The sequence below is a fragment of the Winogradskyella psychrotolerans RS-3 genome (genome assembly GCF_000427335.1).
In the GTDB taxonomy this organism is placed as follows: Bacteria; Bacteroidota; Bacteroidia; order Flavobacteriales; family Flavobacteriaceae; genus Winogradskyella; species Winogradskyella psychrotolerans.
The window spans coordinates 226,919-246,492 of the sequence record NZ_ATMR01000091.1 but is presented as its reverse complement, the minus strand read 5'-3'; the positions used below and the strand labels follow the sequence as shown (position 1 = coordinate 246,492).

Annotated in this window: 19 protein-coding genes, 2 pseudogenes and 1 riboswitch; of the genes and pseudogenes, 9 read left to right on the top strand and 12 right to left on the bottom strand. The window is 32.7% G+C overall.

The window, feature by feature from the left end:
• Positions 1 to 26: 26 nt before the first annotated feature.
• Positions 27 to 323: an N-acetyltransferase gene (locus ADIWIN_RS07780; protein ID WP_020894502.1), complete on the bottom strand. Its 297-nt coding sequence runs from the start codon at positions 321 to 323 to the stop codon at positions 27 to 29.
• A 162-nt stretch (positions 324 to 485) separates the two neighbouring features.
• On the opposite strand from ADIWIN_RS07780, the pseudogene ADIWIN_RS07775 reads away from it, so the two are divergent.
• The 4 genes and pseudogenes from ADIWIN_RS07775 to cls all read left to right on the top strand — a co-directional run bounded on the left by ADIWIN_RS07775 (position 486) and on the right by cls (position 3,689).
• Positions 486 to 1,147 (top strand): annotated as a pseudogene (locus ADIWIN_RS07775) (alpha/beta hydrolase).
• A gap of 137 nt (positions 1,148 to 1,284) precedes the next feature.
• Positions 1,285 to 2,238 (top strand): lytic transglycosylase domain-containing protein, encoded by a 954-nt coding sequence (locus ADIWIN_RS07770; protein ID WP_020894499.1) that lies wholly within the window; start codon positions 1,285 to 1,287, stop codon positions 2,236 to 2,238.
• A gap of 3 nt (positions 2,239 to 2,241) precedes the next feature.
• A complete protein-coding gene (locus ADIWIN_RS21270; RefSeq protein ID WP_020894498.1) occupies positions 2,242 to 2,463 on the top strand; it encodes a PLDc N-terminal domain-containing protein in 222 nt (73 codons plus the stop codon).
• An 8-nt stretch (positions 2,464 to 2,471) separates the two neighbouring features.
• Positions 2,472 to 3,689, top strand: coding sequence for a cardiolipin synthase (gene cls, locus ADIWIN_RS07760; RefSeq protein ID WP_316929644.1), 1,218 nt, complete (start codon positions 2,472 to 2,474; stop codon positions 3,687 to 3,689).
• A 4-nt stretch (positions 3,690 to 3,693) separates the two neighbouring features.
• Here cls and ADIWIN_RS07755 read toward each other — a convergent pair whose 3' ends face one another.
• Positions 3,694 to 4,272, bottom strand: coding sequence for a tetratricopeptide repeat protein (locus ADIWIN_RS07755; protein WP_020894496.1), 579 nt, complete (start codon positions 4,270 to 4,272; stop codon positions 3,694 to 3,696).
• Positions 4,273 to 4,445: 173 nt separating this feature from the next.
• On the opposite strand from ADIWIN_RS07755, the pseudogene rpmH reads away from it, so the two are divergent.
• From rpmH to ADIWIN_RS07740, 3 genes and pseudogenes are all read left to right on the top strand, one after another.
• Positions 4,446 to 4,605, top strand: a pseudogene (rpmH, locus tag ADIWIN_RS07750) (50S ribosomal protein L34).
• A 132-nt stretch (positions 4,606 to 4,737) separates the two neighbouring features.
• Positions 4,738 to 7,593, top strand: coding sequence for a carbamoyl-phosphate synthase large subunit (carB, locus tag ADIWIN_RS07745; RefSeq protein WP_020894495.1), 2,856 nt, complete (start codon positions 4,738 to 4,740; stop codon positions 7,591 to 7,593).
• A gap of 97 nt (positions 7,594 to 7,690) precedes the next feature.
• Positions 7,691 to 8,020 carry a T9SS type A sorting domain-containing protein gene (locus ADIWIN_RS07740; protein WP_020894494.1) on the top strand — a complete coding sequence of 110 codons (330 nt, stop codon included), beginning with the start codon at positions 7,691 to 7,693 and terminating at the stop codon, positions 8,018 to 8,020.
• A 57-nt stretch (positions 8,021 to 8,077) separates the two neighbouring features.
• Here the strand turns inward: ADIWIN_RS07740 and ADIWIN_RS07735 are convergent, their stop codons facing one another.
• From ADIWIN_RS07735 to ADIWIN_RS07705, 9 genes are all read right to left on the bottom strand, one after another.
• Positions 8,078 to 8,617 carry an acyl-CoA thioesterase gene (locus ADIWIN_RS07735; RefSeq protein ID WP_020894493.1) on the bottom strand — a complete coding sequence of 180 codons (540 nt, stop codon included), beginning with the start codon at positions 8,615 to 8,617 and terminating at the stop codon, positions 8,078 to 8,080.
• Positions 8,610 to 9,038, bottom strand: coding sequence for a hypothetical protein (locus ADIWIN_RS21830; RefSeq protein WP_316929641.1), 429 nt, complete (start codon positions 9,036 to 9,038; stop codon positions 8,610 to 8,612). Before ADIWIN_RS21830 ends, ADIWIN_RS07735 begins: the two co-directional genes overlap by 8 nt.
• Before the next feature lie 14 nt (positions 9,039 to 9,052).
• A complete protein-coding gene (locus ADIWIN_RS21825) occupies positions 9,053 to 9,181 on the bottom strand; it encodes a hypothetical protein (RefSeq protein ID WP_020894491.1) in 129 nt (42 codons plus the stop codon).
• 44 nt (positions 9,182 to 9,225) lie between these two features.
• Positions 9,226 to 9,321 (bottom strand): DUF3307 domain-containing protein, encoded by a 96-nt coding sequence (locus tag ADIWIN_RS21820; protein WP_316929643.1) that lies wholly within the window; start codon positions 9,319 to 9,321, stop codon positions 9,226 to 9,228.
• The gene (locus tag ADIWIN_RS07725) at positions 9,321 to 9,932 is read right to left on the bottom strand and encodes a SatD family protein (protein WP_020894490.1); all 612 of its coding nucleotides are present in this window, start codon (positions 9,930 to 9,932) and stop codon (positions 9,321 to 9,323) included. The genes ADIWIN_RS21820 and ADIWIN_RS07725 overlap by 1 nt, the downstream gene beginning before the upstream one ends.
• Before the next feature lie 102 nt (positions 9,933 to 10,034).
• The gene (locus ADIWIN_RS07720) at positions 10,035 to 11,423 is read right to left on the bottom strand and encodes a DNA recombination protein RmuC (protein ID WP_020894489.1); all 1,389 of its coding nucleotides are present in this window, start codon (positions 11,421 to 11,423) and stop codon (positions 10,035 to 10,037) included.
• Positions 11,424 to 11,519: 96 nt separating this feature from the next.
• On the bottom strand, positions 11,520 to 12,314 hold the full coding sequence (locus ADIWIN_RS07715; protein WP_020894488.1) for an ABC transporter ATP-binding protein: 795 nt from the start codon (positions 12,312 to 12,314) through the stop codon (positions 11,520 to 11,522).
• Positions 12,315 to 13,346 carry a FecCD family ABC transporter permease gene (locus tag ADIWIN_RS07710; RefSeq protein ID WP_020894487.1) on the bottom strand — a complete coding sequence of 344 codons (1,032 nt, stop codon included), beginning with the start codon at positions 13,344 to 13,346 and terminating at the stop codon, positions 12,315 to 12,317.
• Complete coding sequence (locus tag ADIWIN_RS07705; RefSeq protein ID WP_020894486.1) at positions 13,347 to 14,492, bottom strand: ABC transporter substrate-binding protein; 1,146 nt, start codon at positions 14,490 to 14,492, stop codon at positions 13,347 to 13,349.
• 200 nt (positions 14,493 to 14,692) lie between these two features.
• A riboswitch (cobalamin riboswitch) is annotated at positions 14,693 to 14,942 on the top strand.
• A 121-nt stretch (positions 14,943 to 15,063) separates the two neighbouring features.
• On the opposite strand from ADIWIN_RS07705, the gene ADIWIN_RS07700 reads away from it, so the two are divergent.
• Together ADIWIN_RS07700 and ADIWIN_RS07695 are read left to right on the top strand one after the other, a co-directional pair.
• Entirely contained in the window at positions 15,064 to 16,821 is a 1,758-nt protein-coding gene (locus ADIWIN_RS07700) for a TonB-dependent receptor plug domain-containing protein (RefSeq protein WP_020894485.1), read from the top strand.
• Between the two features lie 10 nt (positions 16,822 to 16,831).
• Complete coding sequence (locus ADIWIN_RS07695; protein ID WP_020894484.1) at positions 16,832 to 17,890, top strand: YncE family protein; 1,059 nt, start codon at positions 16,832 to 16,834, stop codon at positions 17,888 to 17,890.
• A 102-nt stretch (positions 17,891 to 17,992) separates the two neighbouring features.
• Here ADIWIN_RS07695 and ADIWIN_RS07690 read toward each other — a convergent pair whose 3' ends face one another.
• Complete coding sequence (locus ADIWIN_RS07690) at positions 17,993 to 19,426, bottom strand: GFO_1087 family putative carboxy terminal peptidase (protein ID WP_020894483.1); 1,434 nt, start codon at positions 19,424 to 19,426, stop codon at positions 17,993 to 17,995.
• Positions 19,427 to 19,574 lie beyond the last annotated feature (148 nt).

The window sequence follows — 19,574 nt, the reverse complement described above, 5'->3', positions numbered from 1 at the left end:
TTGTTTTTATAATTCATTTTCAGAAATTATATACGAATACCTACAGGAAGCATGCGCTTGTATTTTCTGTTACTTCTAACAAACTTAGCAATTTCAGGACTTGTTGGTACTACACTAATGTTTCTTTCTTTAATGTTGGTAAAAACTAAATCAATAAACTCTAATTCAAACTCGTCAGTCCTAATAGCATCAGGAATAACCATTTTTGTTAAGAATATCTTCCTTTCCTGCAAAGAATATTCAATAATTGCCATTTCGTTTTCAACATTTAATTCAAATTGACGCAGGAAGTCGTTGTCAATTAATTGAGCAGTTTCTGTCATAATTTCTTTTTATTAAATTCAGCGGTTGGCAGTGTAGATACTATATTTTATATAGTTTTGCTGTGCAAAGGTACAAAAAATCAACCAATGTTTTAGGTTGTCGATGTTAAAACCTTAAATTGTAATTAATTAAGACGACCCATTAAAAAAGTTTTAAGACCTATGAACAGTAAATTGACACATGTTTATTTAATGCCAGGTATGGCTGCAAACCCAACTATATTTGAACATATTAAACTACCACAAGAAGATTATGAAATTCATTGGTTAGAGTGGCAAATTCCAGATATTAATGAAACACTTAATGCATACGCACAACGCATGTGCAAATTTATTGAGCATGATGATATCGTTTTATTAGGGGTCTCTTTTGGTGGTATTTTGGTTCAGGAAATGAGTAAATTTTTAAACTTAAAAAATTAATAGTCGTTTCTAGTGTTAAGTCACATCACGAACTTCCAAAGCGTTTAAAGCTACTTAAAGTTACTAAAGCTTATAAAATACTACCGACTTCACTGGTGAGTAATATTGATTTACTAGCAAAATATGCTTTTGGAGAAACTGTGAAAAAGCGTGTGGATTTATATAAAAAGTACCTTTCTGTAAGTGATAAAACGTATTTAGATTGGGCCATTAAGCAAGTGGTTTGTTGGGATCAAGAAGAACCTCATCCAGATGCAACATATATTCACGGAGATAATGATGCCGTTTTTCCACATTCTTGTGGCGGTAATTGTACCGTGGTTAAAGGCGGAACACACATTATGGTGATTAGTAAGTATAAATGGTTTAACGAAAATTTACCAAAACTTATTGAGGCCTGAACTTGAATTCTGTTCTTAGATTGATTACATTTATAAAAAAGAAAAATGATAAAAGCTCATATTAAAAACACTGTTATTCAAAGGAATGCATAATTGTGAACGATATCTAGCATTCAATTAATCTTAAATTAAAACACATGAAAATCATAAAAAATAGTTTAGCACTAATAGGTGTGATTTGTATATCAGGCTTATTTATTTTTTCAATGCAAAAGTCACCAGATGAAATGGCGATACCAGATCATTTAATAGGAAAAGAGGATCCTATTGTTAATAGTTATAATGTGTACGCATTAGAAATGCCAGAAAATTTAAACTTTGCAGGTGAAGTTGTACCGGTTAATGATCCAGATATTTATGAACGTATGGATAGAGAGTTGTTAGTAAATACCTATTGGCAATCTAATGGACTTTTAATGTTTAAGCGCGCTCAAAAATATTTTCCAATTATAGAACCAATTTTGAAGAAAAATGGTGTGCCAGACGATTTTAAATACCTAGCTGTAATTGAGAGTGGATTGGTACAAACCGCAAAATCACCTGCTGGTGCCAGTGGTGTTTGGCAAATTATGTCAGCAACAGGAAAAGAAAATGGTTTAGAAGTTAACGATAACGTCGATGAACGCTATAATCTAGAGAAAGCCACAGAAGTCGCTTGCGATTATTTAAAGAAAGCTAAGGAAAGCTTAGGGTCTTGGACTAAAGCAGCAGCTGCCTATAATGCTGGTAATTATGGAGTGTCGAGACGATTAAAAGAACAAGATGTTACGGGTTACTACGATTTATTATTAGGTGAAGAAACTGGTCGTTATGTATTTAGAATTGTGGCCTTAAAAGAAATACTCTCTAATCCAGATAAGTATGGCTTTAATTTTAATAAATCACATTTATACAAAGAAGTACCAACTTATAAAGTTGAAGTCGATACTGCGGTAACTGATTTTGCAGGATTTGCAAAGCAATTTGGAATTAACTACAAAATTCTAAAACTTCATAATCCGTGGTTAAGAGAGCCGCATTTAAATAACAAGTCTAGAAAATCGTATTTCATAGAGATTCCGAAGGAAGGGTATTATAACACCAATCCATAAATTTTGGAATTTTTAAAAAACCATATTTGGCAGATTTTAATTGTTCTCAATTATACGGTTGCTTTATCTGCTGTGGTTACCATTTTACTTAAAAAGGTAAATCCAACAAAGGCTTTAAGTTACATTATTGGTCTATTGGCTTTACCTTTTTTAGGTTTAATTGTGTATTATCTTTTCGGACAAGAATATCGAAAGAATAAAATATTCTCTAGAAAAACGTTTTAAATCAGTCTATTGTTAAAAGAATTCAAGATCAATTAGAACTTGATGCTAAGGAGATTAATGAGGTTGATGATCTCCTCGATCAAAAATCAAAAGTGATTCCTTTATTATATAATAATGACAAATCTAAACTTACTATTAATAATGATTTAAAGCTTATTAAAAATGGTGACGAAAAGTTTAAATTATTATTTAAAGATATTGAAGAAGCCGAACATCACATTCATCTTGAATATTTTATAATCAAAGACGATAAAATAGGGACTGAACTTCTCGATTTATTATGTAAAAAAGCAAGTGAAGGTCTCGAAATTAGAATCGCAATTGATGATGTTGGAAGCTCAATAACATCTAAGATGAAGCGCAAGTTAAAGGATTGTGGTATAGAAATGCATCCCTTTATGCCTGTTCGATTTTCAAATTCAACTGGTAAAATGAACTATCGCGATCATCGTAAAATCGTTGTAATTGATGGAAAAATAGGCTATGTTGGAGGAATTAATGTTTCTGATGATTATGTTAATGCTAACAATAATAGGTATTGGAGAGATACACATGTTCGTATCGTTGGAGAAGCCGTAAAACAATTACAGATTTTATTCTTTACAACTTGGGATTTTGTTAGTGGAGGGGAGTTAGAAATTTCAAAAACGTATTTTCCAAAACATAATTGTGAAGAAAATATACCACTTCAAATTGCTGCTAGTGGTCCAGATACAGATTGGTCTAATATTATGGAGGCTATTTTTGTAGCCATTACAAATGCTGATGACCATGTGTATATTACAACACCATATTTTATTCCAAATAGCGAAATCGTAACTGCGCTTCAAGTTTTAGCACGGAGTAATAAAGAGGTTAAGATTATTGTACCAAAAAAGTCGGATTCTTGGATTGCAGAATATGCCACAAATTCTTATCTAGAAATGCTTTTAGAAGCCGGAGTAGAAGTGTATCGCTACACTAAAGGGTTTATTCATGCTAAAACTATGGTTGTTGATGGTGTGTTTTGTACCGTAGGCACAACCAATATGGATTATAGAAGTTTCAATATTAATTTTGAAGTCAACGCTTTAATATATAATAAGAAAATTAGTAGTGAGCTAACAGAATTCTTTAATGATGATTTAAAGCATTGCGAAAAGCTAGAACTAAATTCTTGGAAAAACCGCTCAAAACGCACCAAACTAATTGAAGCCGTTGCGCGTTTAATGGCACCTATATTATAAAATATTATCGTCTACTTCTTCGGTTTTGTCTCGCAGATGTTGGCTGGCCGTATTGCTGTTTAGGCATAGTTGCTTTTTTCATTTGATCTTTCATCATCTTAATTTGCTCAGCAAGCATATCTCTTTTGTCTAATTTTTGAGCTTCAGCCAATAATTTTTGAGCTTCTGGTTTTCTACGTTTTGAAAAAGCAATTCCGGCTAAATTCAATTTAGCCATAGCTAAATCGTGGTCCATTGACAGCCCTAAACTAATCGCTTTCTTAAAATAACCTTCAGCTTCATTCATATTATTTTGAGACACCATAATACCATAAAGGTAGCTTAAATAGCCTTGTTGTTTTTTAACTAAAGCGCCTTCTGGGTTCTTTATTTTGTCTAACCATTTTTTAGCTCCAACAAAATCTTGTTTTCTAAGTTTTAAAAAAGCTAGTAAAATCATTTCATTTTTAAAGTAAAGAAAAATGAATATCGTAGAAAGTAAGAGGTACATAATACCATTACCAATATTACCTTCAGTGAATTGATAGATGCCGAAACCAATAATTAACGCGGCGATGACTAGTTTTATATTTTTATTAAACATATTTCTGTGTATTTTTGCAGAGCGCAAAGATAATAAAATCTAAGAGTTAAAATTCTAAACAAAATTTTTCTTTTGCTCCTTGGTTAAGTAAAAACTTGTTGTATATTTGCACGCAGTTTTGAGAGACCTCTCAATTTTCAAATAAGATTATTAGTTTATAAAATATATAAGACATGCCAAAAAGAACGTTTCAACCGTCAAAAAGAAAAGAAAAACAAGCACGGTTTCAGAGAAAGAATGGCTTCTGTTAACGGAAGAAAAGTTTTAGCACGTAGAAGAGCTAAAGGAAGAAAGAAATTATCTGTATCTACAGAAACAAGACATAAAAAATAATGATTAACAATTGTTAATATATTAGGGCGTTACTTAGGTGTAACGCCTTTTTTTGTATCCTATTGATAACTATTTTTGCATCTGCAAATGATATATGAAACACATTTGCAATTTCACTAAACATAAAGTCTCATGCCAAAAAACAACAACATAAAATCTGTTTTACTTATCGGTTCAGGCCCAATAGTCATTGGGCAAGCTTGTGAATTCGATTATTCAGGATCTCAAGCCCTTCGATCATTAAGAGAAGACGGAATTGAAACCATTCTTATTAATTCTAATCCTGCAACAATAATGACTGATCCCACGATGGCGGATCATGTGTATTTGTTGCCATTAACCACTAAATCTTTAGTTCAAATCTTAAAGAATCATCCACAAATTGATGCTGTTCTGCCAACTATGGGAGGACAAACAGCGTTAAATCTTTGTATTGAAGCTGATGAAAAAGGCATTTGGGAAGATTTTGGAGTAGATATCATCGGTGTAGATATCGACGCCATTAATATCACTGAAGATAGAGAACAATTTAGAGAGTTGATGTTGAAGATAGGTATTGGAATGGCACCTCAAGCAACAGCAACATCTTATCTTAAAGGAAAAGAAATTGCTCAAGAATTTGGTTTTCCTTTAGTTATTAGAGCGTCGTACACCTTAGGTGGAGAAGGGGCTTCTTTTGTATATAAAGAAGAAGATTTTGACGAAATGCTAACGCGCGGTTTGGAAGTCTCTCCAATTCACGAGGTCATGATTGATAAAGCCTTAATCGGTTGGAAAGAATACGAATTAGAGTTATTACGAGATAAAAACGACAATGTTGTGATTATCTGTACGATTGAAAATATGGATCCGATGGGAATTCATACAGGTGACTCAATTACTCTGGCACCTGCAATGACATTATCTGATAAAACATATCAGAAAATGCGAGATATGGCCATTCATATGATGCGAAGTATTGGTGATTTCGCAGGTGGTTGTAATGTGCAATTTGCTGTGAGTCCGGATGATGAAGAGGAAATAATCGCCATTGAAATCAATCCACGTGTATCTCGTTCTTCTGCATTAGCAAGTAAAGCAACAGGTTATCCTATTGCTAAGATTGCATCAAAATTAGCTATTGGTTATAATTTAGATGAATTAGATAATCAGATTACAAAATCAACGTCTGCATTATTTGAGCCTACTTTAGATTACGTTGTTGTAAAGATTCCACGTTGGAATTTCGATAAATTTGAAGGCTCAGATCGTACATTAGGTTTACAAATGAAATCTGTTGGTGAAGTGATGGCAATTGGGCGCTCGTTTCAAGAAGCACTTCATAAAGCTACACAATCTTTAGAAATTTCAAGAAACGGATTAGGAGCAGATGGTAAAAGTTGTAAAGATTACGATACGATAATTGAAAAGCTAACATATGCAAGTTGGGATCGTGTGTTTGTGATTTATGATGCTGTTGCTATGGGAATTCCATTGAGCCGTATTCACGAAATCACAAAAATAGACATGTGGTTTTTAAAGCAATATGAAGAATTATTTCAACTTGAAAAAGAGATATCTACCTTTAAAATCAATACTATTGAGCGTGAATTATTGCTAGAAGCCAAGCAAAAAGGCTATGGTGATAGACAAATAGCACATATGCTAGGTTGTTTAGAAAGTGAAGTTTATAATAAACGAAGCGAACTAAATATTAATCGTGTATTTAAATTAGTAGATACTTGTGCGGCTGAGTTTAAAGCACAGACACCATATTATTATTCAACTTTTGAAAGTGAAGTAGAAAAACCAGACGGAACCGTTTATGTACAAAACGAAAGTGTGGTTACAGATAAAAAGAAAATTATCGTTTTAGGTTCAGGTCCAAATAGAATTGGTCAAGGTATTGAGTTCGATTATTGTTGTGTGCATGGTGTTTTAGCAGCTGCAGAATGTGGTTATGAAACTATAATGATTAACTGTAACCCAGAAACGGTTTCTACCGATTTTGATATTGCAGACAAATTATATTTTGAACCTGTATTCTGGGAACATATTTATGATATCATTCAACATGAAAAACCAGAAGGTGTCATTGTTCAATTAGGTGGACAAACAGCTTTAAAGCTTGCTGAAAAGCTAGAGCGTTACGGTATTAAAATTATGGGGACTAGCTTCCAATCTTTAGATTTAGCTGAAGATAGAGGTAGTTTTTCAAACATATTAAAAGAACATAATATTCCGTATCCAGAATTTGATGTTGCAGAATCGGCAGATGAAGCTTTAGCTATTGCAGATGTTTTAGATTTTCCAATTTTAGTAAGACCTTCTTATGTATTAGGAGGACAAGGGATGAAAATTGTAATTAATAAGCAAGAATTAGAATCGCATGTCATAGATTTATTAAAATCGATTCCTGGTAACAAGTTATTGTTAGATCATTATTTAGATGGAGCGATAGAGGCAGAGGCAGATGCTATTTGTGATGCCGATGGTAATGTTCATATTATTGGTATTATGGAGCATATTGAGCCATGTGGAATCCACTCTGGAGATAGTAATGCATTATTGCCAGCCTTCAATTTGGGAGATTTGGTAATGCAGCAAATTATAGATCATACACATACCATTGCAAGAGCTTTAAATACTGTTGGTTTAATTAATATTCAATTCGCTATTCAAGATGATATTGTTTACATTATTGAAGCTAATCCTAGAGCCTCACGTACAGTTCCTTTTATCGCAAAAGCTTATAAAGAACCTTATGTAAACTATGCAACCAAAGTAATGTTAGGTGAGAAAAAAGTGACTGATTTTAATTTTAATCCACAACTAGAAGGCTACGCTATTAAGCAACCGGTGTTTTCATTTAATAAGTTTCCGAATGTGAATAAACAACTGGGACCAGAAATGAAAAGTACAGGAGAAAGTATTTTATTTATAGAGAATTTAAAGGACGATCAGTTTTATGATTTATATGCAAGAAGAAAAATGTATTTAAGTAAATAATGGCATGGTTTTCGATGAAGTGTAAGTGTTATTCATTAATAATTACTAACTTAGCATTAATCAATGCCCTACTTATATGAAATTAAAATTACTTTTTTTGCTCTTTTTTATAGCAGCATATTCGTTTGCTCAGGCTCCGGCAACCCAAATTTCTAATATTGGATCAGGCTTAAGTTCAATGGAAATTCAAAATAATGAATTTACTATTGCGCCTAATCCGGCTAAGAATAAACTTAATATTAAATTGCTTAACACAAGCGAAGATTTAAAATTAGAAGTCTTTGATGTCTTAGGGAAACGAATATATAAAGGTCTAATTACTAAATTAGAATCATCAATTGACGTTTCTAATTGGAAAAGTGGAGTGTATTTAGTGAGAATAACTGATGATACAGTAACGCACACTAAACGTTTTATAAAACAGTAAAACAACTATAGATATAGTATAATATAAAAGCTAGTTCATTTTTGAACTAGCTTTTTTTTATTTAAAGTCAATTTGTACTTTATAATCCTTTAGCTTTTCTAAGTGTAGATCTAGATTTTTATAGAGATTCTCTAAATCCATACTGCGTTTAGTATCGCTTTCTTGTCTAATTATAGATTTTATAAAACGTTTCGCCGCTAATTTATTTGTTAAAGTTAGACCAGGAACGGAAACTTTATTTCCTTCTTCATCAACAGCTACCATTATAAAATAAGACGAATTACAATGTTTTGTTTCGCCTGTTCTAATATTTTCAGATTCTACTCTTATACCTACAACCATAGAAGAATTACCAACGTAATTAACTGAAGCTTTCATAGTCACTAATTCTCCAACTTCAATCGGATTTAAGAAGTTTACTTTATTAACAGAAGCTGTGACGCAATAACTGCGAGAGTGTTTTGAAGCGCAAGCAAAAGCAACATTATCCATTAAACTTAAAATGTAACCTCCATGAATTTTTCCACCAAAATTGGCATAAGATGGTTTCATTAATTCTGAAATCTGAATTCTAGAATCTTCAGTTGTTTTAAACATAATTTTTAAGAGTTAAGTATAGCAAACTAGTTATTATAGCAATGCCAAAACTGATTAATGTACCTATTAAAATGTATTCGGTTAGTTTTCGTTCTTTAGATGCGGTAAGATCACCAAATCTAAATACGGATTTAGCTGTTATTAAAAATCCTACGGCTTCCCAATGACCCAAAACCACAAAGACAAATACTAGAAGGCGTTCTAAAACACCGATATAATTTCCTGCATCTTTTAAGGATTCATTGTCTTTAGTCAATTTTGAAATATTCCATTTAGAAAAAATGGTTTTCATTAGTATTGATGTCGGCTTAGTTAAAAAGGCTACACAAATTATCAATAGTAAAAGGTGAGAATCTAAAATTAGTGTGAAGTCAAAATCATCGATATATAAGAGTGCTGTTAATCCAAGGATTGAAATCATATGGAATAACTGATCTAAAAAAAATATAAGCGTTTTGTTTTTTTACGTTGAAGTATAAGTTTTAAGCAATCTACAATAAGGTGCAATGCGCCAATACCTAATATTAATGGAGTATAGGATAAATCCCAAACGATTAAAAACATTAAAGCTAAATGAACAGCAACATGTACATATAGCCAAACCGATTTTAGTTTTTATTTTCTTTATGTTTTACCCAGTTTGTAGGCTGAAGAAAGAAGTCGCCAATGAGGTGTGCCAAAAAGAGTTTTAAAATGAGTAGCATCATAATTGGTCTATTTTCTGTCTATATAAATGGTCTAATTCTAAAATTTCATCTAAATACGCGCGTTTTTGGCGTTTGCTAACCGCATCTTGACTTATATCAATGAGCTGCGCTAGGTCAGATTGAATCATGTTAGGATGTTCTATGCTGAGTTTCATGATTTCTGCAGAGTTTACCGTCCAGTTATCCATGGCAATTAAGGCAAGTTTAAAATAAAGATTAAGCTCTGTATTTATCACGTCACTGTTGGTCTTAATTTTTAGGTTGACTTTCTCTTTTTTTAAGGTTTCAAGAGTTTCACCAGAATATATAAAGGCTTCACCATTAGATTCGCTTACGGTTTTTCCTTCATAAGTTTTGTTACCAATACCAATAGCAAGCCTTACATCTAAACCTTTTATAGTTTTAATACAAGCTTTTATATATACAGCATATTTAAAACTGTTGAGCGCGTCACTACATTCTATTTGAAAACTATCACCTCTGTATATTTCGTAGTCAGATGTGTGATTAGATAGCGTACTTAAAGCCGTTTTTAAGGTGTTTAACCATAAACTTTGACTCGTTGCTTCTCTAGATTTTATAATATCACCAGTAATTATACTTGTCATATATTCTTATGTTACATTCAAATATATGCCTTTAAAACGGAATAATCTAATTTATGCCTTTAATGTGGCATATTTGTAATTATGCCTTTAAATAGGACTATTTTATAAATCATCTTCATTAGCTCGTTTTATAATACTTTCCGGAAGTGATTTCTTAGCTTTGGCTCCCATCTTTTTAATTTTTTCGACACGAGAAATAAGATTACCTTTTCCATCTACCAACTTATTCATAGCGGCTGAATAGTCACTTTTAGCGGCATCAATCTTTTTACCAACACCAGTTAAATCGATGACCAAGCCTTCAAATTTATCGTAGAGTGCACCGGCTTGTTTTGCGATTTCTAAAGCATTTTGTTGCTGTTTTTCGTTATTCCACATAGAATCTATGGTACGTAAAGTTGCCAAAAGGGTAGAAGGAGTAACAATGACTATGTTTTGTTCAAAAGCTTTATTGTACAATGAATTGTCTTCATTTATAGCCACAGCAAAAGCAGGTTCAATAGGAATAAACATCAATACGAAATCTGGTGATTCAATATCATATAAATCTTGATAATTTTTAGCAGAAAGCTGATCGACGTGTTTTTTAATTGAATTAACATGTGCTTTTAGAAACAAAGGACGTTGGTCATCTTCAGCATTTACAAACTGCTCGTAAGCTGTTAATGACACTTTAGAATCTATAATCATTTTTTTAGAATCTGGAAGATGTAATACCACATCTGGCATTACACGAGAGCCATCTTCGCGTTGAAAGTTTTGTTGCACAAAATATTCTCTATCTTTCTCTAATCCTGATTTTTCTAAGACACGCTCTAAAACTAATTCTCCCCAATTTCCTTGTGTTTTACTATCACCTTTTAACGCTCTGGTAAGGTTTGTGGCTTCTTTTGCCATAATTTGGTTAAGGTCTTTAAGCCCTACTAATTGCTCTTTTAAAGCCGAGTGCATGCTGATACTTTCCTTTTGCGTATCATCAACTTTTTTCTCAAAGAGTTGTATTTTTTCTTGTAAAGGATTTAATATGTTTTTGATGTTCTCTTTATTCTGAAGAGTGAATTTCTCAGATTTTTCATCTAATATTTTAGAGGCCATTAGCTCAAAATCCTTTCGCAACTGCTCTTGTTGTAAGACGAGTTCTTCGTCGCGTTTTAAGTTTGCTTTTTCAAGATTCTCGTATTCCGAATTACGTCTCGAAAGTTCTGTATTTAAAAAGTCCTTTTCTCGTCTAATCGCTTCACGTTCAATTTCAATTTTAGAAATCGTCTCTTTTAATTCCGTTAATTGTTGGGTGAAATACTGATTCTGTTTTTGGTTTTCAGTTTCAGAATGGGTTTTGAATTCATTGAATTGTTGTTGCAAATTAGCATTACGCTCTTCTAAAGTACTTTTGTCACTTTTACTTTTTAATTGCGAAAATTTGAGACCAATAAAAGCACCGATACCTGCGGAAATAATAATAGCTAAAAATAGAATTAGTGAGTCGTTCATAGTTGAAAATGGAAATTTTTCAAAGATAATTTTTAATGTTGAAAATAAAGTTGAAATCGAAAATGAAATTGAAAACTAAATGTGGAAATAGTAAAGTTACTTTGTCACTCTAAAGCTTCCTGTTTTATCATCAAAAACAATTAGGTCTTTGGGGAAAAGGGATTCAAAAACACCTTCAGTAATTAAGTGACAAGGTTGATTGCAGACCACATTATCTTTTTGCATTACAATCATGGTGTCACAAAGTTGAATGGCTAAATCAATTTCGTGCGAAGAAAATAAAATCGTTTTACCTGTTTCTTTGGTTAACTTTTGAAGCAGTTTTAAAATGTAGGCTTTATGATACATATCGAGATGTGACGTGGGTTCATCTAAAACAATAATAGCTGTATCTTGAGCCAAAGCACGAGCAATCATAACTTTTTGTAGCTGTCCATCACTAAGCTCGTAGCATTTTTTATCTTTTAATTCTAAAATATTGACCAGTGTCATAGCCTTTCTTATAATCGTAGTATCGCTTTCGGTTAGGTTACCAATCCAATTGGTGTAAGGATGCCGTCCTAAAGCTACAAGCTCAAAAACGGAAAGATTTTTAGACGATAGAGGTTCTGTTAGTACAATACTCAGTTGTTTAGCAAGCTCTAAAGTAGTGGTGGTTTTAAGGTCTTTATTATTAAGACGTATAGAGCCCGATAATTCTGGCTGCACTTTAATTAGTGTTCTTAATAAGGTCGATTTACCAATACCATTAGCTCCAACTAAGCCAATGAGTTGCCCTTTTTGCAATTCAAAATTAATATTTGAAGCAATAACAGTTTTGGCTTTTTTGGTTTTGTAGCCAATTGAAAGTTGTTCGACTTTAAGTATGATATGTGAGGTCTTTGTCTCCATTTAAAACATCATTTTTCGTTGTCTGACCAATAACCAAATCACAACAGGAGCACCAACTAAAGCGGTTATGGCATTAATTGGTAACATATAATCACTATTTGGAACTTGCGCAATAGTATCGCAAATAAGCATCACAATGGCTCCAAATAAAAATACGGCAGGTAATAATATTTTGTGGTTGGTTGTTTTAAAAATTTGACGTGTTAGATGCGGAATTGCCAAACCGATAAATGCAATTGGGCCAGCAAATGCGGTGATGGTTCCTGCAATTAAACTGGTGGCGATAATGATGATAAATCGGCTTTGTTTTAAATTTAATCCCAAACTTTTGGCATAATTATCTCCAAGTAATAAACTATTTAAGCCTTTTATTGAGGCGACACTTAATATGAGTCCGATAGCATAAATACAGAAGAAAATTAAAAGTTCACTCCAAGATAAATTACTCAAACTTCCAAATCCCCAAAAGATGTATTGTTGTAATTGTTCTGCGGAACTAAAGTAAGACAGTACACTTACAATAGCAGCCGTAATACTTCCAAACATTAGTCCAATAATAAGAATAGCCATGGTGTCTCTAACTTTATTAGAAACAGCTAAAACAGCTAATAGGACTAGAAAACTACCTAAACTCGCCGCAATAACAATGCTCCATTTGGTGATTAAGGCTGTAGCAAAAAGACCTCCAAAAAGTCCTGATCCCAAAATAACTAAAGCAACACCTAAACTAGCGCCAGAACTGATACCAAGAACAAATGGTCCTGCTAAGGGATTTCTAAATAGGGTTTGCATCAATAATCCGGAAATACCCAAACCAGAACCAACCATAATAGCTGTTATTGCTTTTGGTAATCTATAATCCAGGATAATGATGTTCCAGTTTGAAGAAGATTCCACCGAACCGAAAAAGCTTCCAAAAATATTTTTAAGAGGAATACTGACAGAACCCAAACTAATATTCACAATAAAGCAAACCAATAAAGTGAAAGCTAACAAGGCAAATTGAAGGCGGTATGTTTTTTGTTCACCCAATTAATTAAGACGTTTAAAGAAATACGGTGTATAGTCTGTTAGCAATTCAGGATGGCAAATTTTTATTAAATCTTTTAAAACTAAATCGGGTCTTGCTGTTCCTAATTCATAATATAAAACGCCACCAGTTTCACCTGTTGTATTGGCGAAGCTATAGATGTTTTTGGTTTTAAAAGCTTCAAAATTGGTGTATAATGCATTTGTCTCTTCTAACTGTTTTAGGCTAGAATAGTAGGAAGGGCTCAACCATAAATCGGCATCTTTAGCTTTGTTTAAAACCACTTCAAAACTTAACGCTAAACTACCATTACCTGTAGTATCACTCCATAAATAATTAACATTGGCATCTTTTAAAAATTGGGCTTCAGGACTAGAGCCATTTGGTAAATACCATACATCTTTATGCATCGCTCCGCTTAAAATTGTGGGTTGATGTTTCGCTTGTTTTGCAATTGCTTTTGCCGCTAAATAATCGCGTTCAATAGTATTAAATATAGAGTCGGCTTCTTTTTCTTTATTAAAAAGCACACCGAAGAATTTAATCCATTCCGCTTTTGCTAAGGCAGAAGATTCTGCCCAATCACCATTATAAATCACGGGAATACCTGATTTTTTTATAGTTTCGAAGGTTTTGTTTACCCCATCAACTCCAAAACCAACAACAACATCTGGATTTAGAGCGAGTAAAACTTCCGTATTAAGACCTTCATTTTTTCCTAACTCTCTTACTTTTCCATCGTCAATTAACTGTCTGGTTTTTTCTGAAGACACATAATCTGAACCTGGAAAACCAATTAAGGTTTCTTCGACTCCTAAAAGTTCCAATGCCGGAATATGAGTTGTAGACGTCACTACCGTTTTAGTAATTGGAGTAATGATAACGCCATCATAATCGGCTTTATTATAAGTGGTTTTTGCGGCTTGCTCTTTTGTGAGTAATAAATAGGTATATGTTTTTTCTGCTTCTGGCCACGCTTTAGTGATTTCTATGGTTTTACTATGATCGGATTGCGAAATTTTAAAACCTTCAGCATATTTTAAAGCGATGTCTTTGGTTTCAGTTGCAGGTAAAATGTTATCGTTTTTAGTTTCATTTTTACATGCACTAACGATAAGTAGAAGAATTAAGAATTTAATAATTTTCATATGTAACTTTTGTAACTACCGTTTAAGTATTGAATTAATAAATTTGTTAAAACTACAGTCATGAGAGACAATTCAAATTTAACACTATATATCGTTGCAGGAATAATCATAGCACATTTTTTAATTGGTTTTATTTATTTGATTTTTAAAATGAATAAAAAGAAGTCATGTAAATGACCTTTGTGATGTGTTTAAAAGTCTATTTTTACGTCGAAATTAGGTTCTAATTATTAAGCGATTAGATTAAAAGGGAATCAAGTGAAAAGAGGCACGATTTACAATCGGAAATCTTCATTCTTGTACTGTTCCCGCAACTGTAAGTTTTATGTTCAAAGATTGAGCATCTCATTTTTGAGAGTTATTATTTTCTTCAAAACCACTGACATTTATGTTGGGAAGGTGAAATAATAAGAAACAAGTCAGGAGACCTGCCAATTTCAACTAATTAATCAAACTTTCGGGATAAAAGTGATTGCAGTATGAAACGTGTAGTTCTCTTTTTTTATTACTAATATTTAGTAGCGTTGCTAAGGCACAAACATCCACTGATTCTATTCAGAGACTGGATGAAGTGGTATTGAGTGATGTTAAATTGAAGCGCTATTCTCATGGCTACAAAGTGACTGTTCTTAATGATTCTTTACTTCAAAAGAATAGAAGCTCATTCACCGATATTTTACGATTTAATTCCAACCTCTATTTTAAAGAAAATGGTTATGGTATGGTGTCGTCACCGTCATTTAGAGGAACTAATGCTTCACAAACGGCTGTAATATGGAATGGTATTTCTATTAATTCGCAACTGACGGGGCAAACGGATTTTAATACCATTAATACCACTAATTTTAAAAGTGTGGTGATACGTTCTGGTGGTGGATCAGTTCAATATGGTAGTGGTGCCATTGGCGGTAGTATTCATTTAAATAACACCTTAAGTTTTAGTCCTCATTTTGATAATACCGTAACCTTATCTTATGGAAGTTATGAGACTAAAAATGTCAGTTATTTGTCGTCTTATGCCAATGAGAAATTGTCTTTTAATATTGGGTTGAATTATATTGATTCTGACAATGATTATAAATACCTAAATACAGATAAACGCAATACGAACGGAGCTTATTACAATGGGAGTATCAATGCTAATGTCGGTTATGTTATATCTCCTAAGGATGTCATAAAACTTTATCATCAAACGTTTTTAGGGGAACGCGAATTTTCTGGAACCATAAGTTCACCTTCTTTAGCTAAATACGAGGATCAAAATTTTAGAACCATGTTAGAATGGTCACATCAAGGAGATACGGCGTTTTCGAAATTAAAAGTGGCACATTTACAAGAGCATTTTAAATATTTTGGAAATAAAAACACAGACAACTTTACCTTCGGAAAGGTGAATACCTACCTCATTAATTATACGGCAGATATGGATTTATTAACGAATTTAAAATTGAAACCGATAGTGTCTTATAATTATTACGAAGGCAGCGGGAGTAGTTTTGGAGATCCTAACCGAAAAGAATTTTCAACTACAGCGTTGCTTCAGTATACCCCTAATGAGAAATGGCAATATGGGTTGAATCTAAGACAGGATGTAACCTCAGGTTTTGAAAGTCCATTGTTGTATTCTTTTGATGTAGCGTATGAGGTTTCAGACTATTATACCTTGAAATTAAATGGATCAAAAAACTACCGTGTTCCAACATTTAACGATTTGTATTGGCAGCCAGGAGGTAATTTGGATTTAGTACCTGAAACGTCTTATCAAATAGATTTAGGTCAAGACATAACATATAAAAGTGCTAAACTAAATCTTAACGCTTTTTATATAAAGACCACCGATCTCATTCAATGGAAGCCCAATAATTCTGGATTTTGGAGTCCAGAAAATATTGCTAAAACTCAAAATTTTGGAGCAGAAGCGAGCTTAGATGTTTCTAAAAAAATCAGGAAACACAATCTATCACTGCAATTCAATTATGCGTATACCGTTTCTGAAGATTTAGAAAGCAATAAGCAATTGATATATGTGCCCTATCATAAAGCAAATATGAACTTGGCGTACGCACACAAGCGGATGTCATTATTTTTTCAACATTTATATAACGGAGAAGTGTACACAACTACAGAAAATTTGTCTGGCCGTTTTTATAGCGTAGAACCTTATGAGGTAAGTAATTTAGGTATTGCTTATGAGTTATTCAAAACAAAATCACAGCAAATAGATATAAGCTTAAAGGTGAATAATCTATTTAATACAGCATACGAGAACGTGGCGTTTAGACCTATGCCAGATCGTAATTTTAACTTTCAAATTCAATATAAATTTTAAACCAATTACAATGAAAAGAATCATTTTATCAATTTTTGCAATGTCGTTATTAATCGTGTCTTGTTCTAGCGATGATGATGCCGGTTCGTCCGAGCCATCAGGAGCTTATGAAGATGGAATTATAGTTAATGGAGAAGGGTCTTTTTCGTTGCCAAGCTCAATATCATTTATTTCTGAAGACTTAATGAGCTCGGAGAATCAAATTTATTTTAATGTAAATAATGAAACTACAGGAGGGTTTTTACAATCTATAGGTTTTAATGATGATAAAGCGTATATCGTAGTTCAAGATGGTACAATTAAAGTAGTTAACCGTTATACTTTTGAAAAATTGGCGACTATTTCTACAGGTTTAACATTGCCAAGATATATTGCTTTTGAGGATAATACAGCTTATGTATCTGATTGGGGAGATCCAAATGATACTACAGATGATTATATTGCTGTCATTGATTTAACTTCTAATGCTGTAATTTCTACAATTCCTGTTGCAGAAGGACCAGAACAAGTTTTAGAGGAATCTGATAAAATTTATGTCTCTCATAATGGAGGGTATCATACAAATAATATTATTTCAGTAATAAATACTATTGATAATACTGTTGAAACTATAACAGTTAACGATGTGCCAGATGAAATGTTTATAGATGAATCTGGAAATTTATTAGTATTAAGCTCTGGTGCTAATCAATCTTGGTTAACACCACCTGTTGAAACAGAAGCCGCAATCACAAGAATTGATTTAAGTGATAATTCTATAATTTCTAATTTAGAATTTCCTGCAGGTCAACACCCAAGTCTAATGGCTTATGATGATGGATTTGCTTATTATATTTTAAACAATCAAGTTTATAGTTTGTCTGATAGTGCTACAAGTTTACCTTCAACCGCATTATTTGATATCAGTGCAAGTTACGCATACGGATTATCTGTAGATGATAACCAGTTGTTTGTTACAGATGCAAGCTTTACAGAAAATAGTACCTTATTAGTTTATGATTTATCTTCAGGTACAGAAACCAATACGTTTAGTGTTGGTGTAGGTGCTTCAAAAATATATTTTAATTAACTATAAACAGGACTTTAATCGTTACGTCTGTTTCTTTTTGAATCAAAAAAAAGCCGCTTTCTACAAATTGTAAAAAGGGGCTTTAATTTTTTGTTGAATAACTTAATCAATATACATATCCTGTTCTAAAGCAGAAATTGGTTTTGCGATTTCTATTAATTGAAGATTTTCGTTAACAAGAGATCGGTTTGCAGGTCGGTCAGTTGTTGTTATTTGCGCGATAGCTTCAGCCAAAAGCGGTTCGTTTATATCTCCTAATATTCCTAGGGTATTAAAGGCTTCACTAATAGCTATATCAGGAATAATTCCGTTTGTTGGCACTAGTAAATCATTTACATTAGTAGAATTTGCAATTAAAGGTTGCATTGCGTACGTATGACCTTGGTTTACATTTTCGAAAGAAAAGTCAGGTGAATCGTAAATTGTTCGTGAGGCTTGCGTTTTTCCCACGGTATTTTCGCCAATAACTACGACTTCGATATAAGGTTTTAAACTATTAATAATTAATTCGCTAGCAGAAGCTGTTCTTCTATTGGTAGTTAATACATATACTTTAGATAAATTGAGGCTGTTAATTGCACCAATATTTTCGATAGAGTGGGTAAATAAATAGTTCCGATCGTTGCTGCTTAAATTTTCATTGTAAAATAACTTTGAATAAATCTCTCCATTAAACTGCCCAGTAACCATACTTCCTAAATAGGCAGCTGTTTGTACAGAACCTCCTCCATTGTAACGTAAATCGAGAACTAATTCCGTTACGCCTGCAGACTTAAATTCTCCAAAAGCATTATTTAAATCGCTATCAAAGTTTTGATTAAAACCATTATACATTAAGTAGCCAATATTGACGTTATTAACATTTAAAACCTCTGAAACATGTATTGGGTTTTCGGTATATGTTACCTTAGTTAAATCTGCACTTTCTCCATTTAATTCGAACGTATCATCTGCTGTGTCGGGTGTGCCACTATCATTGTAGGTCGCAAAATTTAAGGTGTTAGAATTTTGTCCATAAACTAAATTAATGTAGTTAGAGTCCGTAAGGTTGGTGTTGTTAACAGCTCTGATAATTTGTCCGCGTTTTACACCCACATTATCCGCGACACTATTATTCAATACTAAAGTAATGACTCCGAAGACTTCAGTACTACTTCCGGGTACACGGTAGAAGTTAAATTCTAAACCATTAGTTAAAGTTGTACCAGACTGTTGATTTTGCAAATCAAAATAGTTCTCGTAGATTCTACTAAACCGATCAACAGTATCTGGATCGTATATTAAGGATTCAAATAAATCTTCAGGACTATTAAATCCCGTTAAATAGTTAGTGTAATCTTCATCAGAAATAAACCTGCTATCGGCTAAATCGGGGACTTCAGACTTATATAAATACACAATATTCATTCCTCGCCAAACAAAATCATTAATGTTTAATGTAGAAGATGGTATAATATTATCATCCATATCTTCAAAACAACTTGTCAATGCAAACATAGCAACACAAGTTAGTAGTAGAATCTTAATAGTTTTCATAGTATATTTTTCTTTTTAATAAGTAGCAATGTCTTATCTCTTAGTGTAAAACTCTAAATTTACTTACAATATTGTAAAAAAAAGAAATCTTTGTAACAAAACATAAAGTGTATCGTCGTAATAATGAAGGCGAATAATAACCGACTTT

Coding starts and splice junctions, on each gene's coding strand:
- carB (WP_020894495.1), top strand. CDS start 4,738: ATGCCAAAAAACAACAACATAAAATCTGTTTTACTTATCGGTTCAGGC.
- ADIWIN_RS21820 (WP_316929643.1), bottom strand. CDS start 9,321: ATGCTACTCATTTTAAAACTCTTTTTGGCACACCTCATTGGCGACTTC.
- ADIWIN_RS07720 (WP_020894489.1), bottom strand. CDS start 11,423: ATGAACGACTCACTAATTCTATTTTTAGCTATTATTATTTCCGCAGGT.
- ADIWIN_RS07755 (WP_020894496.1), bottom strand. CDS start 4,272: ATGTTTAATAAAAATATAAAACTAGTCATCGCCGCGTTAATTATTGGT.
- ADIWIN_RS07780 (WP_020894502.1), bottom strand. CDS start 323: ATGACAGAAACTGCTCAATTAATTGACAACGACTTCCTGCGTCAATTT.
- ADIWIN_RS07735 (WP_020894493.1), bottom strand. CDS start 8,617: ATGTTTAAAACAACTGAAGATTCTAGAATTCAGATTTCAGAATTAATG.
- ADIWIN_RS21830 (WP_316929641.1), bottom strand. CDS start 9,038: ATGATTTCAATCCTTGGATTAACAGCACTCTTATATATCGATGATTTT.
- ADIWIN_RS21825 (WP_020894491.1), bottom strand. CDS start 9,181: ATGTTTTTAATCGTTTGGGATTTATCCTATACTCCATTAATATTAGGT.
- ADIWIN_RS07725 (WP_020894490.1), bottom strand. CDS start 9,932: ATGACAAGTATAATTACTGGTGATATTATAAAATCTAGAGAAGCAACG.
- ADIWIN_RS07715 (WP_020894488.1), bottom strand. CDS start 12,314: ATGGAGACAAAGACCTCACATATCATACTTAAAGTCGAACAACTTTCA.
- ADIWIN_RS07770 (WP_020894499.1), top strand. CDS start 1,285: ATGAAAATCATAAAAAATAGTTTAGCACTAATAGGTGTGATTTGTATA.
- ADIWIN_RS07695 (WP_020894484.1), top strand. CDS start 16,832: ATGAAAAGAATCATTTTATCAATTTTTGCAATGTCGTTATTAATCGTG.
- ADIWIN_RS07690 (WP_020894483.1), bottom strand. CDS start 19,426: ATGAAAACTATTAAGATTCTACTACTAACTTGTGTTGCTATGTTTGCA.
- ADIWIN_RS07705 (WP_020894486.1), bottom strand. CDS start 14,492: ATGAAAATTATTAAATTCTTAATTCTTCTACTTATCGTTAGTGCATGT.